Annotated in this window: 13 protein-coding genes; 6 read left to right on the forward strand and 7 right to left on the reverse strand. The window is 33.5% G+C overall.

The genetic code is table 11. The features are described 5' to 3' along the window. Positions 1 to 12 precede the first annotated feature (12 nt). The 3 genes from ABID96_RS19740 to ABID96_RS19750 all read right to left on the reverse strand — a co-directional run bounded on the left by ABID96_RS19740 (position 13) and on the right by ABID96_RS19750 (position 4,640). Positions 13 to 1,380, reverse strand: a complete 1,368-nt coding sequence (locus tag ABID96_RS19740; RefSeq protein WP_192604326.1) for an alkaline phosphatase — start codon at positions 1,378 to 1,380, stop codon at positions 13 to 15. Between the two features lie 376 nt (positions 1,381 to 1,756). Further along, on the reverse strand, positions 1,757 to 3,109 hold the full coding sequence (locus ABID96_RS19745) for an Nramp family divalent metal transporter (RefSeq protein WP_192604325.1): 1,353 nt from the start codon (positions 3,107 to 3,109) through the stop codon (positions 1,757 to 1,759). A 292-nt stretch (positions 3,110 to 3,401) separates the two neighbouring features. Continuing rightward, complete coding sequence (locus tag ABID96_RS19750) at positions 3,402 to 4,640, reverse strand: MFS transporter (protein WP_192604324.1); 1,239 nt, start codon at positions 4,638 to 4,640, stop codon at positions 3,402 to 3,404. A gap of 305 nt (positions 4,641 to 4,945) precedes the next feature. On the opposite strand from ABID96_RS19750, the gene ABID96_RS19755 reads away from it, so the two are divergent. Next, positions 4,946 to 5,119: an asparagine synthase gene (locus ABID96_RS19755; RefSeq protein WP_088003923.1), complete on the forward strand. Its 174-nt coding sequence runs from the start codon at positions 4,946 to 4,948 to the stop codon at positions 5,117 to 5,119. A gap of 32 nt (positions 5,120 to 5,151) precedes the next feature. On the opposite strand, the gene ABID96_RS19760 is transcribed toward ABID96_RS19755, so the two are convergent. Beyond that, positions 5,152 to 5,706 (reverse strand): helix-turn-helix domain-containing protein, encoded by a 555-nt coding sequence (locus ABID96_RS19760; protein WP_192604323.1) that lies wholly within the window; start codon positions 5,704 to 5,706, stop codon positions 5,152 to 5,154. Positions 5,707 to 5,822: 116 nt separating this feature from the next. On the opposite strand from ABID96_RS19760, the gene ABID96_RS19765 reads away from it, so the two are divergent. Then, positions 5,823 to 6,404, forward strand: coding sequence for a LysE family transporter (locus ABID96_RS19765; protein WP_192604322.1), 582 nt, complete (start codon positions 5,823 to 5,825; stop codon positions 6,402 to 6,404). A 53-nt stretch (positions 6,405 to 6,457) separates the two neighbouring features. Here the strand turns inward: ABID96_RS19765 and ABID96_RS19770 are convergent, their stop codons facing one another. Beyond that, complete coding sequence (locus tag ABID96_RS19770) at positions 6,458 to 7,219, reverse strand: metallophosphoesterase (RefSeq protein ID WP_192604321.1); 762 nt, start codon at positions 7,217 to 7,219, stop codon at positions 6,458 to 6,460. A gap of 481 nt (positions 7,220 to 7,700) precedes the next feature. Further along, a complete protein-coding gene (locus ABID96_RS19775) occupies positions 7,701 to 8,621 on the reverse strand; it encodes a GerAB/ArcD/ProY family transporter (protein ID WP_192604320.1) in 921 nt (306 codons plus the stop codon). 374 nt (positions 8,622 to 8,995) lie between these two features. Between ABID96_RS19775 and ABID96_RS19780 the strand changes: the two genes are divergently transcribed. From ABID96_RS19780 to ABID96_RS19790, 3 genes are read left to right on the forward strand one after another with little or no spacing between them, the layout of a single operon-like run. Further along, positions 8,996 to 10,426 carry a spore germination protein gene (locus ABID96_RS19780; RefSeq protein ID WP_192604319.1) on the forward strand — a complete coding sequence of 477 codons (1,431 nt, stop codon included), beginning with the start codon at positions 8,996 to 8,998 and terminating at the stop codon, positions 10,424 to 10,426. Positions 10,427 to 10,431: 5 nt separating this feature from the next. Next, positions 10,432 to 11,529: a GerAB/ArcD/ProY family transporter gene (locus tag ABID96_RS19785; RefSeq protein ID WP_192604318.1), complete on the forward strand. Its 1,098-nt coding sequence runs from the start codon at positions 10,432 to 10,434 to the stop codon at positions 11,527 to 11,529. Then, positions 11,526 to 12,659: a Ger(x)C family spore germination protein gene (locus tag ABID96_RS19790; protein ID WP_192604317.1), complete on the forward strand. Its 1,134-nt coding sequence runs from the start codon at positions 11,526 to 11,528 to the stop codon at positions 12,657 to 12,659. Before ABID96_RS19785 ends, ABID96_RS19790 begins: the two co-directional genes overlap by 4 nt. 203 nt (positions 12,660 to 12,862) lie before the next feature. Here ABID96_RS19790 and ABID96_RS19795 read toward each other — a convergent pair whose 3' ends face one another. Next, positions 12,863 to 13,480: a TetR/AcrR family transcriptional regulator gene (locus tag ABID96_RS19795; RefSeq protein WP_192604316.1), complete on the reverse strand. Its 618-nt coding sequence runs from the start codon at positions 13,478 to 13,480 to the stop codon at positions 12,863 to 12,865. A gap of 124 nt (positions 13,481 to 13,604) precedes the next feature. Between ABID96_RS19795 and ABID96_RS19800 the strand changes: the two genes are divergently transcribed. Beyond that, positions 13,605 to 15,842: an MMPL family transporter gene (locus tag ABID96_RS19800; RefSeq protein ID WP_192604315.1), complete on the forward strand. Its 2,238-nt coding sequence runs from the start codon at positions 13,605 to 13,607 to the stop codon at positions 15,840 to 15,842. Positions 15,843 to 15,855 lie beyond the last annotated feature (13 nt).

Genomic DNA, 15,855 nt, shown 5'->3' on the forward strand with positions numbered 1-15,855 from the left:
ATTCAAATTTTCCTATTTGCCATTCTTTAAGATAGAAAAAATATTTTTTGCTTGGTCTGTATTATCGATTTTACCTGCAAAGTACTGACTACCAGGACCATATGCATAAACGTTTACGTCCTCACCAGTGTGTCCACCAGTTGTCCATCCGGTTACAGAGCGCGTATCAAAAATTGTTTCAATTGCATTATCAATCGTTACTAAGTCCTTCTTTTGTGCAGCCGCTTTAACTGACTGAATCTCTTCTGGCTTTAATGGAAGATCAATATATGATTTAAGCGTTTGTTCTACATCCGCACCTTTTACAATTTGTTCTGCCATAAAATCAGGCGTACGTTTTGCAGCAGAAATTGGTGCCCCAAACCAGTTATAGTCCCCTTTTGCACCAACTGAATAACCACCTGTAGAATGGTCAGCTGTTGCAACAACTAATGTATGCTTGTCCTTTTTCGCAAATGCAATCGCAGTTTTAAAAGCCTCTTCAAAGTCTTGCATCTCACTCATTGCTGCTACAATATCATTATCATGACCAGCCCAGTCAATTTGGCTACCCTCTACCATTAAGAAGAAACCGTCTTTATCTTTTACCAGTTTATTAATTGCAGTATTTGTCATGTCTTTTAATGATGGCATTGTTGCATCACGATCCATCATCTTAGGCATTCCACCAGGTGCAAATAATCCTAACATCTTCGGATTTTTATCTTTTAACATATCTTGTTTATTCGTAACATAAGAAAAACCATCTTTTTGGAATTCCTTCGTTAAGTCACGGTCAGCTCGTACAAAGTTAGTCAAACCACCGCCTAGCATAACATCAATTTTATGACCACCTTTAATCATTTCATCATAGTAATCATCAGCAATGGCATTCATGTTTTTTCGGCTTACATCATGTGCGCCATAAGAAGCAGGAGTAGCATGTGTTATTTCTGAAGTAGCTACTAGACCTGTTGATTTTCCTTTTTCTTTTGCAGCTTCGAGTACTGTCTTTACAGTAGAGCCATCATTATCCACACCAATTGCAGCATTATATGTCTTAATCCCAGCTGACATTGCAGTTGCTGCTGCTGCAGAATCTGTTACATTTTGTGCAGGGTCTTCTGGATAAGTCATTTGTTGCCCAACAAGATAATGGTCAAATTCAGTTTGTTCTACTACCTTTGTAGCAGGATTGTCTTTTAAATAACGATAAGCAGAAGTGTATGAAACGCCCATTCCATCTCCAATTAAAAAGATTACATTTCTAATTTCGTTTTTCTTTGTTACCTCTTTTGCTTGCACTTCATTATTTGCAAATGATCCAATCAAAGCACCACCTGTAATTGTAGAAAGTACAGCAACCGGTATAAATTTCTTTTTAAGTGTATTTTTTAACAAAAGAAAAACCTCCCACACATTTTTAATTTATTTACTATTTAACAGTAACTAAGATTTATTAATCTGTTGTTTAACTGTTGTAAACAGTAAATAAAAGAATATGTAGAAGAGGTAAAAAAATTAAAAGGTTTTAATATTAGAAACTTCTTGTATGAAGTGAAAATATGAAGTACTCCATAGGTTTCTAAGTCTCTTTCCCTTTAAGGAACTATTTAAAAAACATTAAAAATCGGATCGATCATTAACAATTTATTAACATTCTTAATACTTTTCACTAAAGTCTCATCTTTTCTTGGTAAATAAAAAAAGATTGAACTCACGCATGAAACTACATGTGTTCAATCTTTATTGATAATTACCTGAAAGTTTGTGCTTTTTAGTTAAAAAATGTTGCCCAAAGCAAGTAAGCGTTTAATAGTGCAATTACAGTTGCGATGATATATGCAACTACTTTTAGCCAACCCCTATTAACAAACGGGCCCATTTTCTTTGCATCACTTGTAAACATGACCAATGGTATTACTGCAAATGATAATTGTAAAGAAAGAATAACCTGGCTCAATATTAATAAATCGGTTGTTCCTTTCGCACCATAGAGATACGTTACAATTAAGGCTGGTGTTATGGCAATTAGACGCGTAATTAATCGTCTTAACCAAGGTGATAATTTAATATTCAAGAATCCTTCCATTACGATTTGGCCAGCTATCGTTCCTGTCAGTGTTGAATTTTGACCAGAAGCTAATAGTGCTAAGCCAAAAAATGTACTCGCTAGAGTGGTTCCTAATAATGGTGTAAGTAATTTAAATGCATCTTCAATTGATGCTACTGCAGTATGCCCTGTCTTATAGAACGTCGAGGCTGCTAAAATTAAAATTGCTGCATTTACGAACAACGCGATCATTAAAGCTACTGTAGAATCAATCGTTGCAAACTTAATCGCTTCTTTTTTACCTTCATTAGACACTTCAAATTTTCTTGTTTGAACAATAGAAGAGTGAAGGTATAAGTTATGTGGCATAACGGTTGCTCCTAAAATACCTAAAGAAATGTATAACATTTTTGGATCGGTAATAATTTGTGAGCTAGGAATGAACCCGTTAAATACTGCTTTTATATCTGGCTGTGACATCGTTAATTCAAATATAAAACAACCAGTAATTAAAATAATTAATGATATAACAAGTGCTTCAATATAACGGAAACCTTTATTTTGCAATAGCAGTACAATTAACACATCAAATGCTGTTATACAAATTCCATAAAACAAAGGTATATCAAATAATAAGTTTAATGCGATAGCCGATCCTATTAGTTCTGCTAAGTCACAAGCCGCAATAGCAGCCTCGCATAGTAACCATAAAACAAAAGAAACAGGTTTACTAAAGTGATCTCGACAGGCTTGAGCTAAATCTCTTCCAGTTACAATACCTAACTTAGCAGATAGTGATTGTAAAATAATTGCCATTAAATTTGAAATAAGAATAACTGATAAAAGTGTATAGTTAAACGCCGATCCGCCTGCCAAAGATGTAGCCCAATTCCCCGGGTCCATATACCCCACAGCCACTAAATAACCTGGGCCAGCAAAAGCCATAAACTTTCTTAAAGAACTCGCTTTTTTGGGTATCGGTAGCGATCGATGCACTTCTTGTAAACTTGGTTGTGTTTTTTCCCTTCTCCAACCTGAATCGTCATAATTAGATTTTTCCTGTGCTTTTTCTGACAAGTTTCCCACCACCTATTTTATTGAATATATCAAATAGTTTTTCCCTAGGGAAAGATTTTAAATTATATGCTGATTTTAACATAATAGTTCTTATTTGAAATAGAAAAATGAATTATTATAGTTTTTTAATGTTTGAAGTAATTTATTAGTTTTTTATGTGTTATTCATACAGAAAAAAAGCTATATTAAAACACGACTTCTACGATGTGAGATTTCAGTCTGAGTATCTTAGTTTTTGTACCTTCTCTACAAATTAAAACACCACTTTTAAGAAGTGGTGTTTTTCGATTGCCTATCTATGTTTTACGTGTTTTTGAAGTGAAAGATCTTGGTCATCTTCCTTAGGATTAATATATTTAATTGCGATAAATGCGCCAACAATGCCAAGTATCAACGATAAAATCATCATATAATTATCCGGACCTTTCATTAAGTACGCAAAGGCAGGCGGTCCCGCTGCAACACCAACAAAACGTAATGAACTATATAAAGAAGTAATTGTTCCTCTTTCTTCTTTTTCAATTCCTTCTGTTACTAGTGAATCTAAACTTGGTAAGGATAATCCTATTCCAATTCCGCAAAAAATAAGATTTAAAATCAGCAAAAAGATGTTTTTTGAAAATAGTGGTATGAGAAAAGACAGACTGACTATGATGAATCCAATATAAATACATCTTTTCATGATCGTTTTTTGATCACCAATTTTTTTACCTGTCATATAAGAGGTAAATGATAAGGCCGCCAAAGGAATGGCTAATATTAACCCCTTCATAACGCCGTGTATTTGATAACGATTTTCTAAAATAGATGAAAGATAAAAAAGCATGCCAAATAAAATAAACATTATGATGGCACCTAAAATGAAAATTGTGTAAAGCCAGCGTCCATTTCGTTTTAAAATCTTTCTTATTGATCGAACAAACTTTTTTACCGATTTTACCTTTTGTTTCTTTTTTTGTTTTGGTTGTTTTACAAAAATTGATATGAAAATGATGGCGATTGCACATAGAATTGGGATTGCAAAAAATGGTAAAAACCAAACAATAGACGCAAGTACAGAACCTAATATCGGACTCAGTACTTTTCCAAAGGTATTTGATGTTTCTACTAGTCCTAAGCCACAGCTTACCTCTTTTTCATCTTTAAACATATCTCCAACACAAGGAATGACAACTGGCATAGCACCAGCAGAACCAATACCCTGTATAATCCGTCCAATTATGATCCAAAGGAACGGATTTTCCATTTTCCAAGACGCCCATCCTGTTAGTACGCCACCTAACCCTGCTATCAGTAAACTAGGTATAATTACTTTTTTTCTTCCCCACTTATCGGACAAGTAGCCAGCAATTGGTATGAGAAGAATCGCAAAAATTGAATAAACAGTTATAATCATGGACACTTTAAAGCCCGTTACCCCTAGTTGTTTTTCAATTTTTGGTAGTACAGGAATTAGCATTGAATTTCCTAATGTCATTACTAAAGGTACACTGGAGAGTGCCCACAAACTCATTTTTTGTTTTTTGTCCATAATTCCTCCACCGCATTTAAAACAAATACTCATTACCTGCAATACAATTACTTTACCCTAATCCTTTCTTCTTACAGTTATAATATATTTCCAACAAAGTTCATGACGGTGTAAAACATAAAAAAATGGATATACAATCCAAACCTATTCATAATTTGTATAGTTTTTAGAAGTAGTAATAGATACTTACTTAACAAAAATTGTTAAATCTCCGTTTTACCTAATACATATAACCGTTCGCGATGGATAATATTATTGATAAGGTGATGAATCACCTACTAATTTCGATGTGGAGGGATTTTATCTTGAACATTCGTGAAGGACTCATCCCAACTGTACTTGGATCAGCTGTTACAGCTACTGGTTATGCACTAAAGCAAAAACGTGGGTCTAACAAAATGATTGCAAACACCGTTTTTGGTTTCGGTTTAGCCCACATTGTCCTAGGTGCAATAGACCTTGTAGAACATCGAAGCTAGAAAAAAGGAGAACATTTTGTTCTCCTTTTTGTTTAAACCGGATAATAAATAACCATATTTAAGCGTGTTAATGTTTCTCCAGAATTAAAATAAGTGTGTTCACGATCTGCTTTAAACTGAATTGAATCTCCTGCTCCTATAACATGGTCAGTGTCATTAACAGTCAAAGTCAATTCCCCTTCAAAAACTGTAATAAACTCCTCAGTATCTACTCCATGTGGACTTGCATTTAATATTCCGCCTTTTTCTAACTCTGCCGAATATACTTCAAATCTTCTTTTTTCGTCAAAAGGGAAAAATGGATATACTCTGTATTTTCCATTATCCTCCGTCAAGGCATGTATTTCATTTTTCCTAATCACCCTTGCTTCCGGTTGTGGATTTTCAATTAAAGAAGTAAATGATATTTTTAAACCATTTGCGATTTTCCAAAGTGTCGTAATCGTCGGGCTAGATTCGCCTCTTTCTATTTGTCCAATCATCGTCTTACTTACACCAGTTAATTCTGCAACTTTTTCCAAACTCAACTTTTTTTTCTCTCTATGACTTTTCAAATTTTTTGCAATGATTAAATTTAGCTCTTCCATTTAGAAAAACTCCTAACTTTTTATTGTGCGTTATAGTGTCCATAATGTATACTTTAGAATACAATACGTTATATAGACCATTTTGAACATTATAACATAATAAGGGAGAGGTTTTTATGCCAGTTCTTTCATTTTTACTTTTTGTTTTTGTCGCTTCATTTACCCCTGGGCCGAATAATATTATGGCAATGATCTTTGCGAATCGAAACGGATTCAGAAATTCGATTAGATTTTGCTTTGGTGTAGGGGTTGGATTCTTTATTACCATGTTAATTTGTAGCTATTTTAATTTAATACTACATTCTTTTATCCCAAAAATTGAACTATTTTTGACCATTTTCGGCTTTATTTATATGTTGTATTTAGCTTATAAAATTATGAATAGCAGCACTAATCAATCGAACAGTGACGATCGTAAGACTAGTACTTTTTTTACAGGGATGATATTACAATTTATTAACCCCAAAGGACTGATTTATGGGCTAACAGCTGTTTCATCATTTATTATTCCATATTACAAAACGAACTTCAGTTTAATTCTTGCCTCGTTTTTTCTAGCATTTGTCGGTTTCACTAGCACTGTTTGCTGGAGTGCTTTTGGGTCGGTCTTTCAAAAATTTTTATCAACATATAGGAAACAGTTCAATATTGTTATGGCATTATTGTTAGTTTATACTGCTGTTTCGATTATTCATTGATTATCATTTTGCAAAAAAAGCAGGTATTTTGAATACCTGCCTTTTTCTTTCATTTATAAGCTTTTTATGACAATATAATGTGTCTCAGGCTTTGCACCTAACCTTAGTGGGATACCAGTTGTACCATATCCATTGCTAACGATTTGTGTGATGCCATTTTGCATGTGTACTTTGCCTTTTTCATATGGACCAAACCCTAAAATACGAATCTGCCCACCATGTGTGTGCCCACTTAGCACTAAAGATATCTTATGCTCACCCTGTATCAGTTCCATTACTCTTGGATTATGACTAACTAGTAACTTAAATCCTGTTTCCTTTTTACCATGAAGCGCGCGATTGATATCAATATGTCCAGTATTCAGATCATCTACTCCAATTAATGTCCACTCAGTAAGTTGATGCTTCATAAGCGTTGCTTCGTTTTTTAGAATACGTACGTCAAATTTCTCGAAAATATCCATTAATCCATTCAGTCCATTTTCTTGATCATTATTTCCCCATACAAAGTAAAGTGGTCCAAGACTTTTTAATGTTTCGATATTGCTTTTAACTCTATGAAAGGGAACCCCCTTTTCAAGTAAATCCCCACCTATAATCACTAAGTCGACTTCATTTTTCAATTTTTGAATCATAGTCGGATGAATGAATCTCCTATGTATGTCTGAAATAAAGAAAATTCTTAACGGTTTATCAAGCAATGTATTTGAAAATAAAAATTCATGCTTTTTAATGATATTTAAATGAGCTTCCTTATACATGTAAAATATAAGAAGAATACAGAAAGCTGCAAATACTAGTATGCAATAAATCATCCCATGACCTCCTATAAAGGTGAAAATTTTAAATGTCATTAATAATGATTAAAAAATAAGGCTTTTTTCTATAGGGACGTCGCTATTTGGATTTAATTACATAAAAACAGAAGTCGATTACACCGGATGGTTCGAGATTTCTACGGGAGATGTTTTTACCATATTTATTATGAATGCAGACATAGAAAAATGCACCCTCATTTATCGTAAGATGCATTTTTATAAACAATATTCTATTTCACAGCAAGTATAGTTGTGGATTTTGTAGATACTTTTAGCCTTGTTTACTTTCTAAGGTTTTCCTCACCTTCTTTAAACCACCTTTGTATAAGTGCAATTACTAATAGACAAATTGGTATAAAAATCTGAAGTGGTATATGTAGATAGTAAGGTATGATTTCCAACCTTTCTCTGTCATGTTCAACTATATTCGGCGCAAGCCATAGTGAGCTTAGTAGAATGATTACCCCGATTGGGTAAATTAATTGTCCACTTTTTTTATATTAAATATGTCTGCAGATCCTGAAACTGCACAATAGAAAAATACCGTTATTTTAGCGAACCCCCCACAAACCATGAAGATCACAATAAATGAATCTAATCTTTGAAGAAAATTAACAATATTGATATAACTAATTGCTGTTAGAAGAGGAAAAAGGGTTCTTTCTAATACAGGAACTCCTAAAATCGCTATATTTTTTAATGTGAAAATCAGTAAGATTAAACCAGAAAAGATTAAAGCAGGCATGCCAACTTTTAATGCTTTTTCTTTTTTATTTAATAATGGCATCAACATAATAAATGTAACAACTTCACCAAATGGTAAGGTTAGTCCTTGTGGTATGGCTGCTTTTATAATAGGTACCCATCCATTTTCTAGAACCGGTCTTAGATTATTAATATCATATACTTTAGCGATGAACTCAAAGGTAATGATTAATACAATAATTATCATGATTAGTACAAAAATAACTTCATTTGTACGAACAATTGTTTCAATCCCTTTGTTAAGACCGTACATAATTAAAAACAACATTAGCATTCCGATTAAAATTAAGGATGATGAGTTAAATAGAGTCATGACCAAAAGTTCTTCAAATTTACGTAAAATGAGTGAAGCCATGTAGATAAAATAGATAATATATGAGAGTACTACAAGTTTTCCAGCATACTCTCCTAATATAATTTGAACATACTGGGTAAAAGGAATATCTGGATAGAATTCAAATAGTTTAGTATACACGTAATATAATAAACATCCTAAAATAAGAGAAAGTAATAAACCTATCCAAGCATCTTGTTTGGCTCTCGGAGCAAGAGCAACAAGAGATGCAGTACCAACCTCGAACAAAAACATCGTACAAAAAAATTGATAACCACTTATTACTATCTTCCTATTCATTTTAATACCTTCTTTTAGGGGAGTTATAACATACGTTTCAGTTATTATTACCTAACACTACCAGTATTATGAACTACTGCGTTTAATAGTCGATCAATCTTTTGCAATTTATACTCTGCTAACATTTGTATATTAATAAAATTATCAAGTGAGAGAATCTACAATTTATCCATAGATTTATAAAGCTTCTTGCGGACACTTTTCAAACTCATGTACAAGCATAAATTCCAATAGAATTTGTGATTGAACTTCATTCCAATTGTTTGAAATATATAAAGCTAATATTAGTATTTCATAGATTACTGTTAGGCAGAATACAAAATAAGATTGAGGGTAAAATAGGATAAACTTTCCTGTCTTGGAGGAACTATTTTATGAAAGCTGATCTATTACTTGAAAAAAACGAGATATCACTTAGAGAATTGTTATTCAATAGTTCAGACTTCAAGTTTAGTGATTTCGAAGCCGGTGAACGGCGTTATCGACTATTTTATTTGGAAACAATGATTGAGTCCGCTAAAGTACAAGACCATATTATCCGCCCATTGCTGACTAAAAAGAATGGAAGTGTCCGGGAAGCAGTCTCAATACTGGATTACAGCGAAACTGATCTTCTTTTAGATGCTTCTAAAGCTTTAGTTGAAGGAAAAACTGTAGTTCAAATAAACGGTGAAGCAAAGTTCTATTTACTAGGAACAGAACTAATTAAAGAACGCTCAGTAAACATTCCTATGAATGAACGTGCGTTACGTGGATCCCACGAAGCATTGAATGAAAACATCAATACGAACCTAAATATGATGCGTAAATTAATTGAAACACCAGATCTTGTTGTTAAATTTTTTCAACTTGGTCGTAGGTCTAAAACAAAAGTCGCCATACTGTATCTAAATTCTCTCGCTAACGAAGTTGTTGTAGCTGAGTTTGAACGAAGGATTGCGAATATAGATATCGATTACGTTGAAGCACCTGGTTTTATCCAAGAGTTAATTGAAAAGAAGAAATTCACTTTGTTTCCGAAAGTACTTGTTACCGAAAGAACTGACCGAATAAACTCCTACTTGATGGATGGAAAAATTGCAATTATGACTGACGGTTCGCCTGATTGCTTAATTGTACCGGTCTCGTTTTGGGCTTTCTTCCAAAGTCCTGATGATTACCAAATCGGTTGGCTAATTGGTAGTGCGATTAGATTACTTCGAATTCTTACTTTTATTCTTGCTTTTAGTTTACCGGGAATATACGTTGCTCTTGTTACTTTTGATCCCCGTATTGTTCCCTTTGAAATCGCGCTAACACTACAAAGTTCAATGCAATATATCGCGTTACCACCTGTACTCGAAGCAATCGTAATGCTATTAATACTTGAAATATTGCGAGAGGCAACTGTGCGGCTTCCAAGTCCTATTGCCCAAACAATCGGAGTAGTCGGCGGTATCGTTATTGGTACAGTAGTTGTTCAGGCTAATTTAATTTCTAATATGATGGTAATTGTCGTAGCACTTACAGGTATTGCGTCATTTAATATTCCTTCTTATGAAATGAGTAGTGCAGCCCGTATGTTAACATACCCGTTCATCATCATAGCTTCTTTTTTCGGGTTAATTGGACTAGAAATTTCATTTCTTTTGTTACTGACACACTTATCACGGCTAAACACAATGGGTATTCCATATTTTTACACTTGGTTCTCGGCAGATACGGTTAAGGATACACTTTTCAGATTTCCAATCAGAAGTTTAAAAAAACGCCCATTTGAAAGCATGGCAAAGGAAGCTACTAGACAGAAAGATCCAAGGGGGTAGACTGAATGATTCATTTAAAAAAGATTTCAATAAATCAACTAATCTGTCTGGTTATTCTTACTCAAGTCGGTGTTAGTGTTTTATCGATTCCTTATGCAGAATCCCGTCGAGCAGGCTACGACTCTTGGATGTCTATATTGGTTGGTGGTATGTTGGCACAAATAGCTATCATTATTATTTATCAACTAGGAAAACGATATCCTGAACAATCATTGCAACAATACATTTTCTCCATTCTTGGAAAGCCGCTAGGTTCGTTAATGAATCTGTTATTCGCATTATATTGCGCTCAATCTAGTATAATGGTCATCACATCTTATTCTGATGTACTTAATCGTTGGGTGTTATTTCAGACACCATTTTTCGTTATTGTTGGTATATCATTAATTGTTACGGCATATGTCGCTTCTTCAACGCTAGGTTCGATTGCTACAATTACACAATCAATATTGAATATGTTTCTGATTTGTTTTGTGATTATACTTGTAAGTGGAATGGGGAAAGGTGATTGGCGACATTTTATGCCTATTGGTTCACATGGTATTGGATCAATTTTAAAGGATTCAGTTCCTGCTTTTTGGGCATACGCTGGTTATGATCTTCTTTTGTATGTTTTTCCTTTTGTAAAATGCAATAAAAAGAAAGATATTTTCATTGCCATGTCAATTGCCAATGGAGTAACAACTTTATTTTACCTACTAATAACAATTTTAGTAATGTACAATTTTAGTGAAAGTCAGTTAAATACTATAACAGAACCAATGGTTTATATGCTTCGTAAATTCAGGTGGCCAGTTGTTCAAAGCCTTGATATATTATTTATGACAATTTGGTTGTCTGTCACTACAGTAACCGCATACGTTTATTTGTTTTTGTCCGCACGTTATTTTGCTTTTGTAAGAATTAAAGAAATCCGTAAACACTCATTTTTGGTATGGATCGTAGCACTTATATGTTTTACTGTTGGAATTTGGTTCTCGGACCGTCAGTTGCTCTTCAAATTCTCGGAATATCATAATAAAGCTACTATGATTATGATTGCTCTTTTTCCAACAATTTTTCTATTAATTTCCTATGTAAGAGAAAAGGTGGCGAGAGAATGAGAAAAGCTATGATTCTTCTGTTGCTTTTGCCACTTTTATCAGGGTGTTGGGATCGATTGGAATTGCGTAAACTGAATTTAGTGGACGTAGCTGGTTTTGATTTTAACGAAAAAAAAGGTGAAAATGAAATCTATTATATTGTTTCAAAGCTCACGAGTACTGGTCAAGGTTCTGGAGAGGCAATTTCACAGGTAACAAAACTCAAAGGAGCGAGTTTAGTCGAGTCAATCGGACAAGGGCAGTACACCGACCAAGCTCCTTTTTTAGGGGTTACTACAGGAACCTATTTATTAAGTGAGAGTTTCGCATCACATGATCCTGTTTCAGCACTTGACTTTTTACTCAAAACCCCCTATTCATCAATTAATGTCCCCGTAATTATTTTCGAAGGGGACATGGCAAAGTTTTTGGATACTGTGCCGAAAGCAAATAGTGAATTTACTACAAATCTGTACGATTTTAATAAGGCTTTAGAAAGGAATCATATTTTATCAAACGTTTCAATGATGAACTTGATTCTATCCAAAGAAGAACCATTGAAAGATCTTGCTATTCCATTAATGAAACAATCCGATATGGGAGTAGAGTTAAGTGGCGTACTTTTATTTCGTCAAGGTTTGAATACAGAAACTAAACTTAACAAAGAACAAGTTCAAATGATGGTATTAATGCAAGGGACAGGCGCAGGAAATCAAAGATATACCGGAAACATACCAGAAAAAGGTAAGGAACAACCTGCTACTGATAAAAATAAGCAAAACAATTACGCATTTTCTGTCAAAAATGAACATTCAAGAATCACATTTACATCCAAATCAAACAAATTACAGAAAGTAAAAGTAAATGTCCAATTAAAAATAAATGTATTTGATCTTGGAAAATCATTTCACCAGAATAAGCCCGATTACATAAACCACATGGAAAAAGAACTGAGTAACCATTTAAAAGATTTAGCTATTACTACAATTAAAACAATGCAAAAAGCCAATTGTGACGTTCTCGGTATTGGCATGGAATTAAAGGCACACCACCCTGATATTTGGAAATCTTTGGATTGGCGGAAAGACTATCCTCGCATGAAGATTGAACCCACTTTTGACATTCAGATTATTAATTCGGATGTTGAATAATATTGATATCTCTCTATCCTGTTATAGAAACTTCATTTTTCAATCATTGTTGAATTGTACAAAGAAAGAATTAATAAAAGAGGCTATAGTAAACTATGTGTTTACTTCATAGCCTCTTTATTTTTAATTTAACAAGAAAGCTTCTACCGGTATTGATTAGGTAAGGTAAGCTTAGCAAACAATCTTTTTTTCTTTCATTAAAACTACACTTTCATACCTCTCCAAAAAAAGTTTACGATTTCATTCGCCATTTCATCTATAGAATTGATGATAGAATGATTGTTCATATCTCTAAAATTTCCTACTTTTAAAATTGCAAAGAAGGCATGAGTTGCAAATTTTGAATTTCCCTGTGGAATTTCGCCTTTATTCATTGCATTTTCAATTGCATTTTCAATTACTTCATACATCTTTTCCTCAGCATAATTCATTTGAATCATTTGCTCATCTGTTAATGAAATTTTTGCATCTTTTATAAAAGTTTTAAGGTCAATATCAAAAGTGGCTTGTAGATGTATTTTTACAATTTCTAATAAATTATCTTTTAATGGTCTATCTATTGATAATATTTTTTTAATTCGGTCACTTATTCTGATCATCATTTGCACCATCGCATCGGTGAAAAGTTCAGCCTTTGTTGAGTAATAATAATAAACCGTCGCTTTAGTCACGTCACATTCTTTTGCAACATCATCCATTGAGACGAGTTGGTATCCTCTTTTTAGAAAAAGCTTTACTGCATTCTCTAATATAATTTCTTTAGTAGGCTTTTTTCGATCGCTCATATGTGGTCGCCCTAATGGTCGATTAGTTTGTCGCAAGGTACTTCTCTCCTAACTAATTAATTAGCTTAATTATAGCATATTAAAGTTCTTGATTAATTAACTTACCAGTATATATAATTAAAAAGAATGATATATACCAAATAGAAAGGTGGATCCACTAATGAAAAGACACCCATTCAATTCAGGGGGAAAAATGGTTGGAGGACAAAAATCTAGATGGCTAACTATTTCTCTATGGGTTTTATTAACGCTGTTTTTATCTATTTCATTTCCATCCGTAAATGAAGTAGAAGATAATAAAGCAGACAACTTACCTAAATCCTCTATGTCACAAAAAACTGATGAATTAATAAAGAAAGAGTTTCCTAACGAATCTGGTAATCCATTATTAATTGTTTGGCATAGGGATAATGGATTAAACGATCATGATTACCAAACAGTTCAATCACTTTATAAAGAGTTAAGATCAAATACGTTAGATAAACAGAAATCTCTACCTCCTTTTGATACATTGCCAAAACCTGCAATGATCAAGAGTGTATCAAAAGATGGCACTACTCTCATTACACCTATTTTCTTTGATGAAAAAGCAGAAGATGAGACATTACAAAATAACTTAAAGAAGCTCAAATCAATAGTAAACCGAACTAGCGGAGAAAATCCGTTTGTTAATAAACTTGATGATCCTGGGTTACATGTTCGCTTTTCAGGGCCTGTTGGTATTCAGACAGATGCAGTTAGCCTTTTCTCCCAGGCTGATATTAAATTACTAATATCTACAGTTTTACTTGTATTGGTATTTTTAATTCTTCTATATCGCTCACCTATCATGGCAATCGTTCCATTAATAGTTGTAGGTTTTTCTTATGGAGTTATCAGCCCATTATTAGGAATTTTAGGAGAAAAAGGAATTATTACAGTTGATTCACAGGCAGTATCCATCATGACCGTTCTTTTATTCGGGGCTGGAACAGATTATTGCTTATTCTTAATTTCTCGATACCGTGAATATCTACTTATAGAAGAAAGTAAATTTAAGTCATTACAACTCGCAATAAAAGAGTCTAGTGGTGCAATATCAATGAGTGCACTAACAGTTGTATTAGGTTTAGCAACATTACTATTAGCTGATTACGGTGCATTTCATCGTTTCGCTATTCCATTTAGTTTGGCAGTTTTAATCATGGGCATTGCAGCCATTACTCTTCTTCCTGCTATCCTTGTTATATTAGGAAGAGTCTCGTTTTTTCCATTTATACCAAGAACTACAGAAATGGAAATGAAACGAGCAAATAAAAAAGGCCAAACTCTGAAAACTAAAAAATCGAAAGTAAGCCTTAACCAAAAGATTGGAACATTAGTTACACGTAAACCATGGAAAGTCATACTTGTTTCAGTCGTTCTTTTAGGTGGGTTAACTCTATTTGTACCAAAAATTCAGTACACCTATGATTTATTAGAGTCTTTTCCTAAAGACATGCCATCTCGTGAAGGTTTTGATCTAATTTCCGATCACTATTCATCTGGTTTATTAGCACCTGTTAAAATTGTTGTTGATACAGAAAATAAAAGTATTCCTTTGAAAAAAGAGCTAGAAAAGCTTTCCTTTATTAAGAATGTAACTGATCCTCAAGTAGGTAAAAATAAGAAAAACCTACAACTATATGAGGTTTCTTTAACAGATAACCCTTATTCAAATAAGGGCATGGGGCGCATACCTCAACTTGAAAAACAATTAAAAAGCATGCTAACTAAATACAATATTTCTAGTGAAAATTATTGGCTAGGTGGAGAAACCGTTACAAATTTAGATACAAAAAATACAACTGAAAGAGATCAGAAAGTTATTATTCCAGTAATGATTGGACTCATTTCAATACTATTGCTATTCTATTTACGTTCAATAACGGCGATGGTTTATCTAGTTATAACGGTAATTTTATCTTATTTCTCTGCATTAGGTGCAGGCTGGCTTATACTTCATTACGGCTTAAATGTACCGGCAATCCAAGGATCAATTCCTTTATATTCATTTGTATTTTTAGTTGCCTTAGGCGAAGATTATAATATTTTTATGGTATCTGAGATATGGAAAAATAAAAAAGAACAAAACCATATCGATGCGATTGCTAACGGGGTTTCTAAGACCGGTTCTGTCATATCATCTGCTGGATTAATATTAGCTGGGACGTTCCTGGTACTGGCTACATTGCCAATACAGGTTTTAGTACAGTTTGGAATCGTTACATGCGTGGGTGTATTAATAGATACATTTATTGTCCGTCCACTACTAGTTCCAGCAATTACTACCGTGTTAGGCAAATATGCTTTTTGGCCTGGGGAACTTTGGAAGAAAAAAGAGGATCGTCAGGTTGTTGAAAAATCTAATTTCGTTTAATTGAAAATAAAAA

Source organism: Gottfriedia sp. OAE603 (genome assembly GCF_040543965.1).
Taxonomy (GTDB): domain Bacteria; phylum Bacillota; class Bacilli; order Bacillales; family Bacillaceae_G; genus Gottfriedia; species Gottfriedia solisilvae.

What these genes read in the sequence shown, in the direction of transcription:
- ABID96_RS19775 (WP_192604320.1), bottom strand. Translation starts at nt 8,621, where the DNA reads ATGAATAGGAAGATAGTAATAAGTGGTTATCAATTTTTTTGTACGATG.
- ABID96_RS19790 (WP_192604317.1), top strand. Translation starts at nt 11,526, where the DNA reads ATGAGAAAAGCTATGATTCTTCTGTTGCTTTTGCCACTTTTATCAGGG.
- ABID96_RS19770 (WP_192604321.1), bottom strand. Translation starts at nt 7,219, where the DNA reads ATGATTTATTGCATACTAGTATTTGCAGCTTTCTGTATTCTTCTTATA.
- ABID96_RS19780 (WP_192604319.1), top strand. Translation starts at nt 8,996, where the DNA reads ATGAAAGCTGATCTATTACTTGAAAAAAACGAGATATCACTTAGAGAA.
- ABID96_RS19760 (WP_192604323.1), bottom strand. Translation starts at nt 5,706, where the DNA reads ATGGAAGAGCTAAATTTAATCATTGCAAAAAATTTGAAAAGTCATAGA.
- ABID96_RS19750 (WP_192604324.1), bottom strand. Translation starts at nt 4,640, where the DNA reads ATGGACAAAAAACAAAAAATGAGTTTGTGGGCACTCTCCAGTGTACCT.
- ABID96_RS19785 (WP_192604318.1), top strand. Translation starts at nt 10,432, where the DNA reads ATGATTCATTTAAAAAAGATTTCAATAAATCAACTAATCTGTCTGGTT.
- ABID96_RS19765 (WP_192604322.1), top strand. Translation starts at nt 5,823, where the DNA reads ATGCCAGTTCTTTCATTTTTACTTTTTGTTTTTGTCGCTTCATTTACC.
- ABID96_RS19800 (WP_192604315.1), top strand. Translation starts at nt 13,605, where the DNA reads ATGAAAAGACACCCATTCAATTCAGGGGGAAAAATGGTTGGAGGACAA.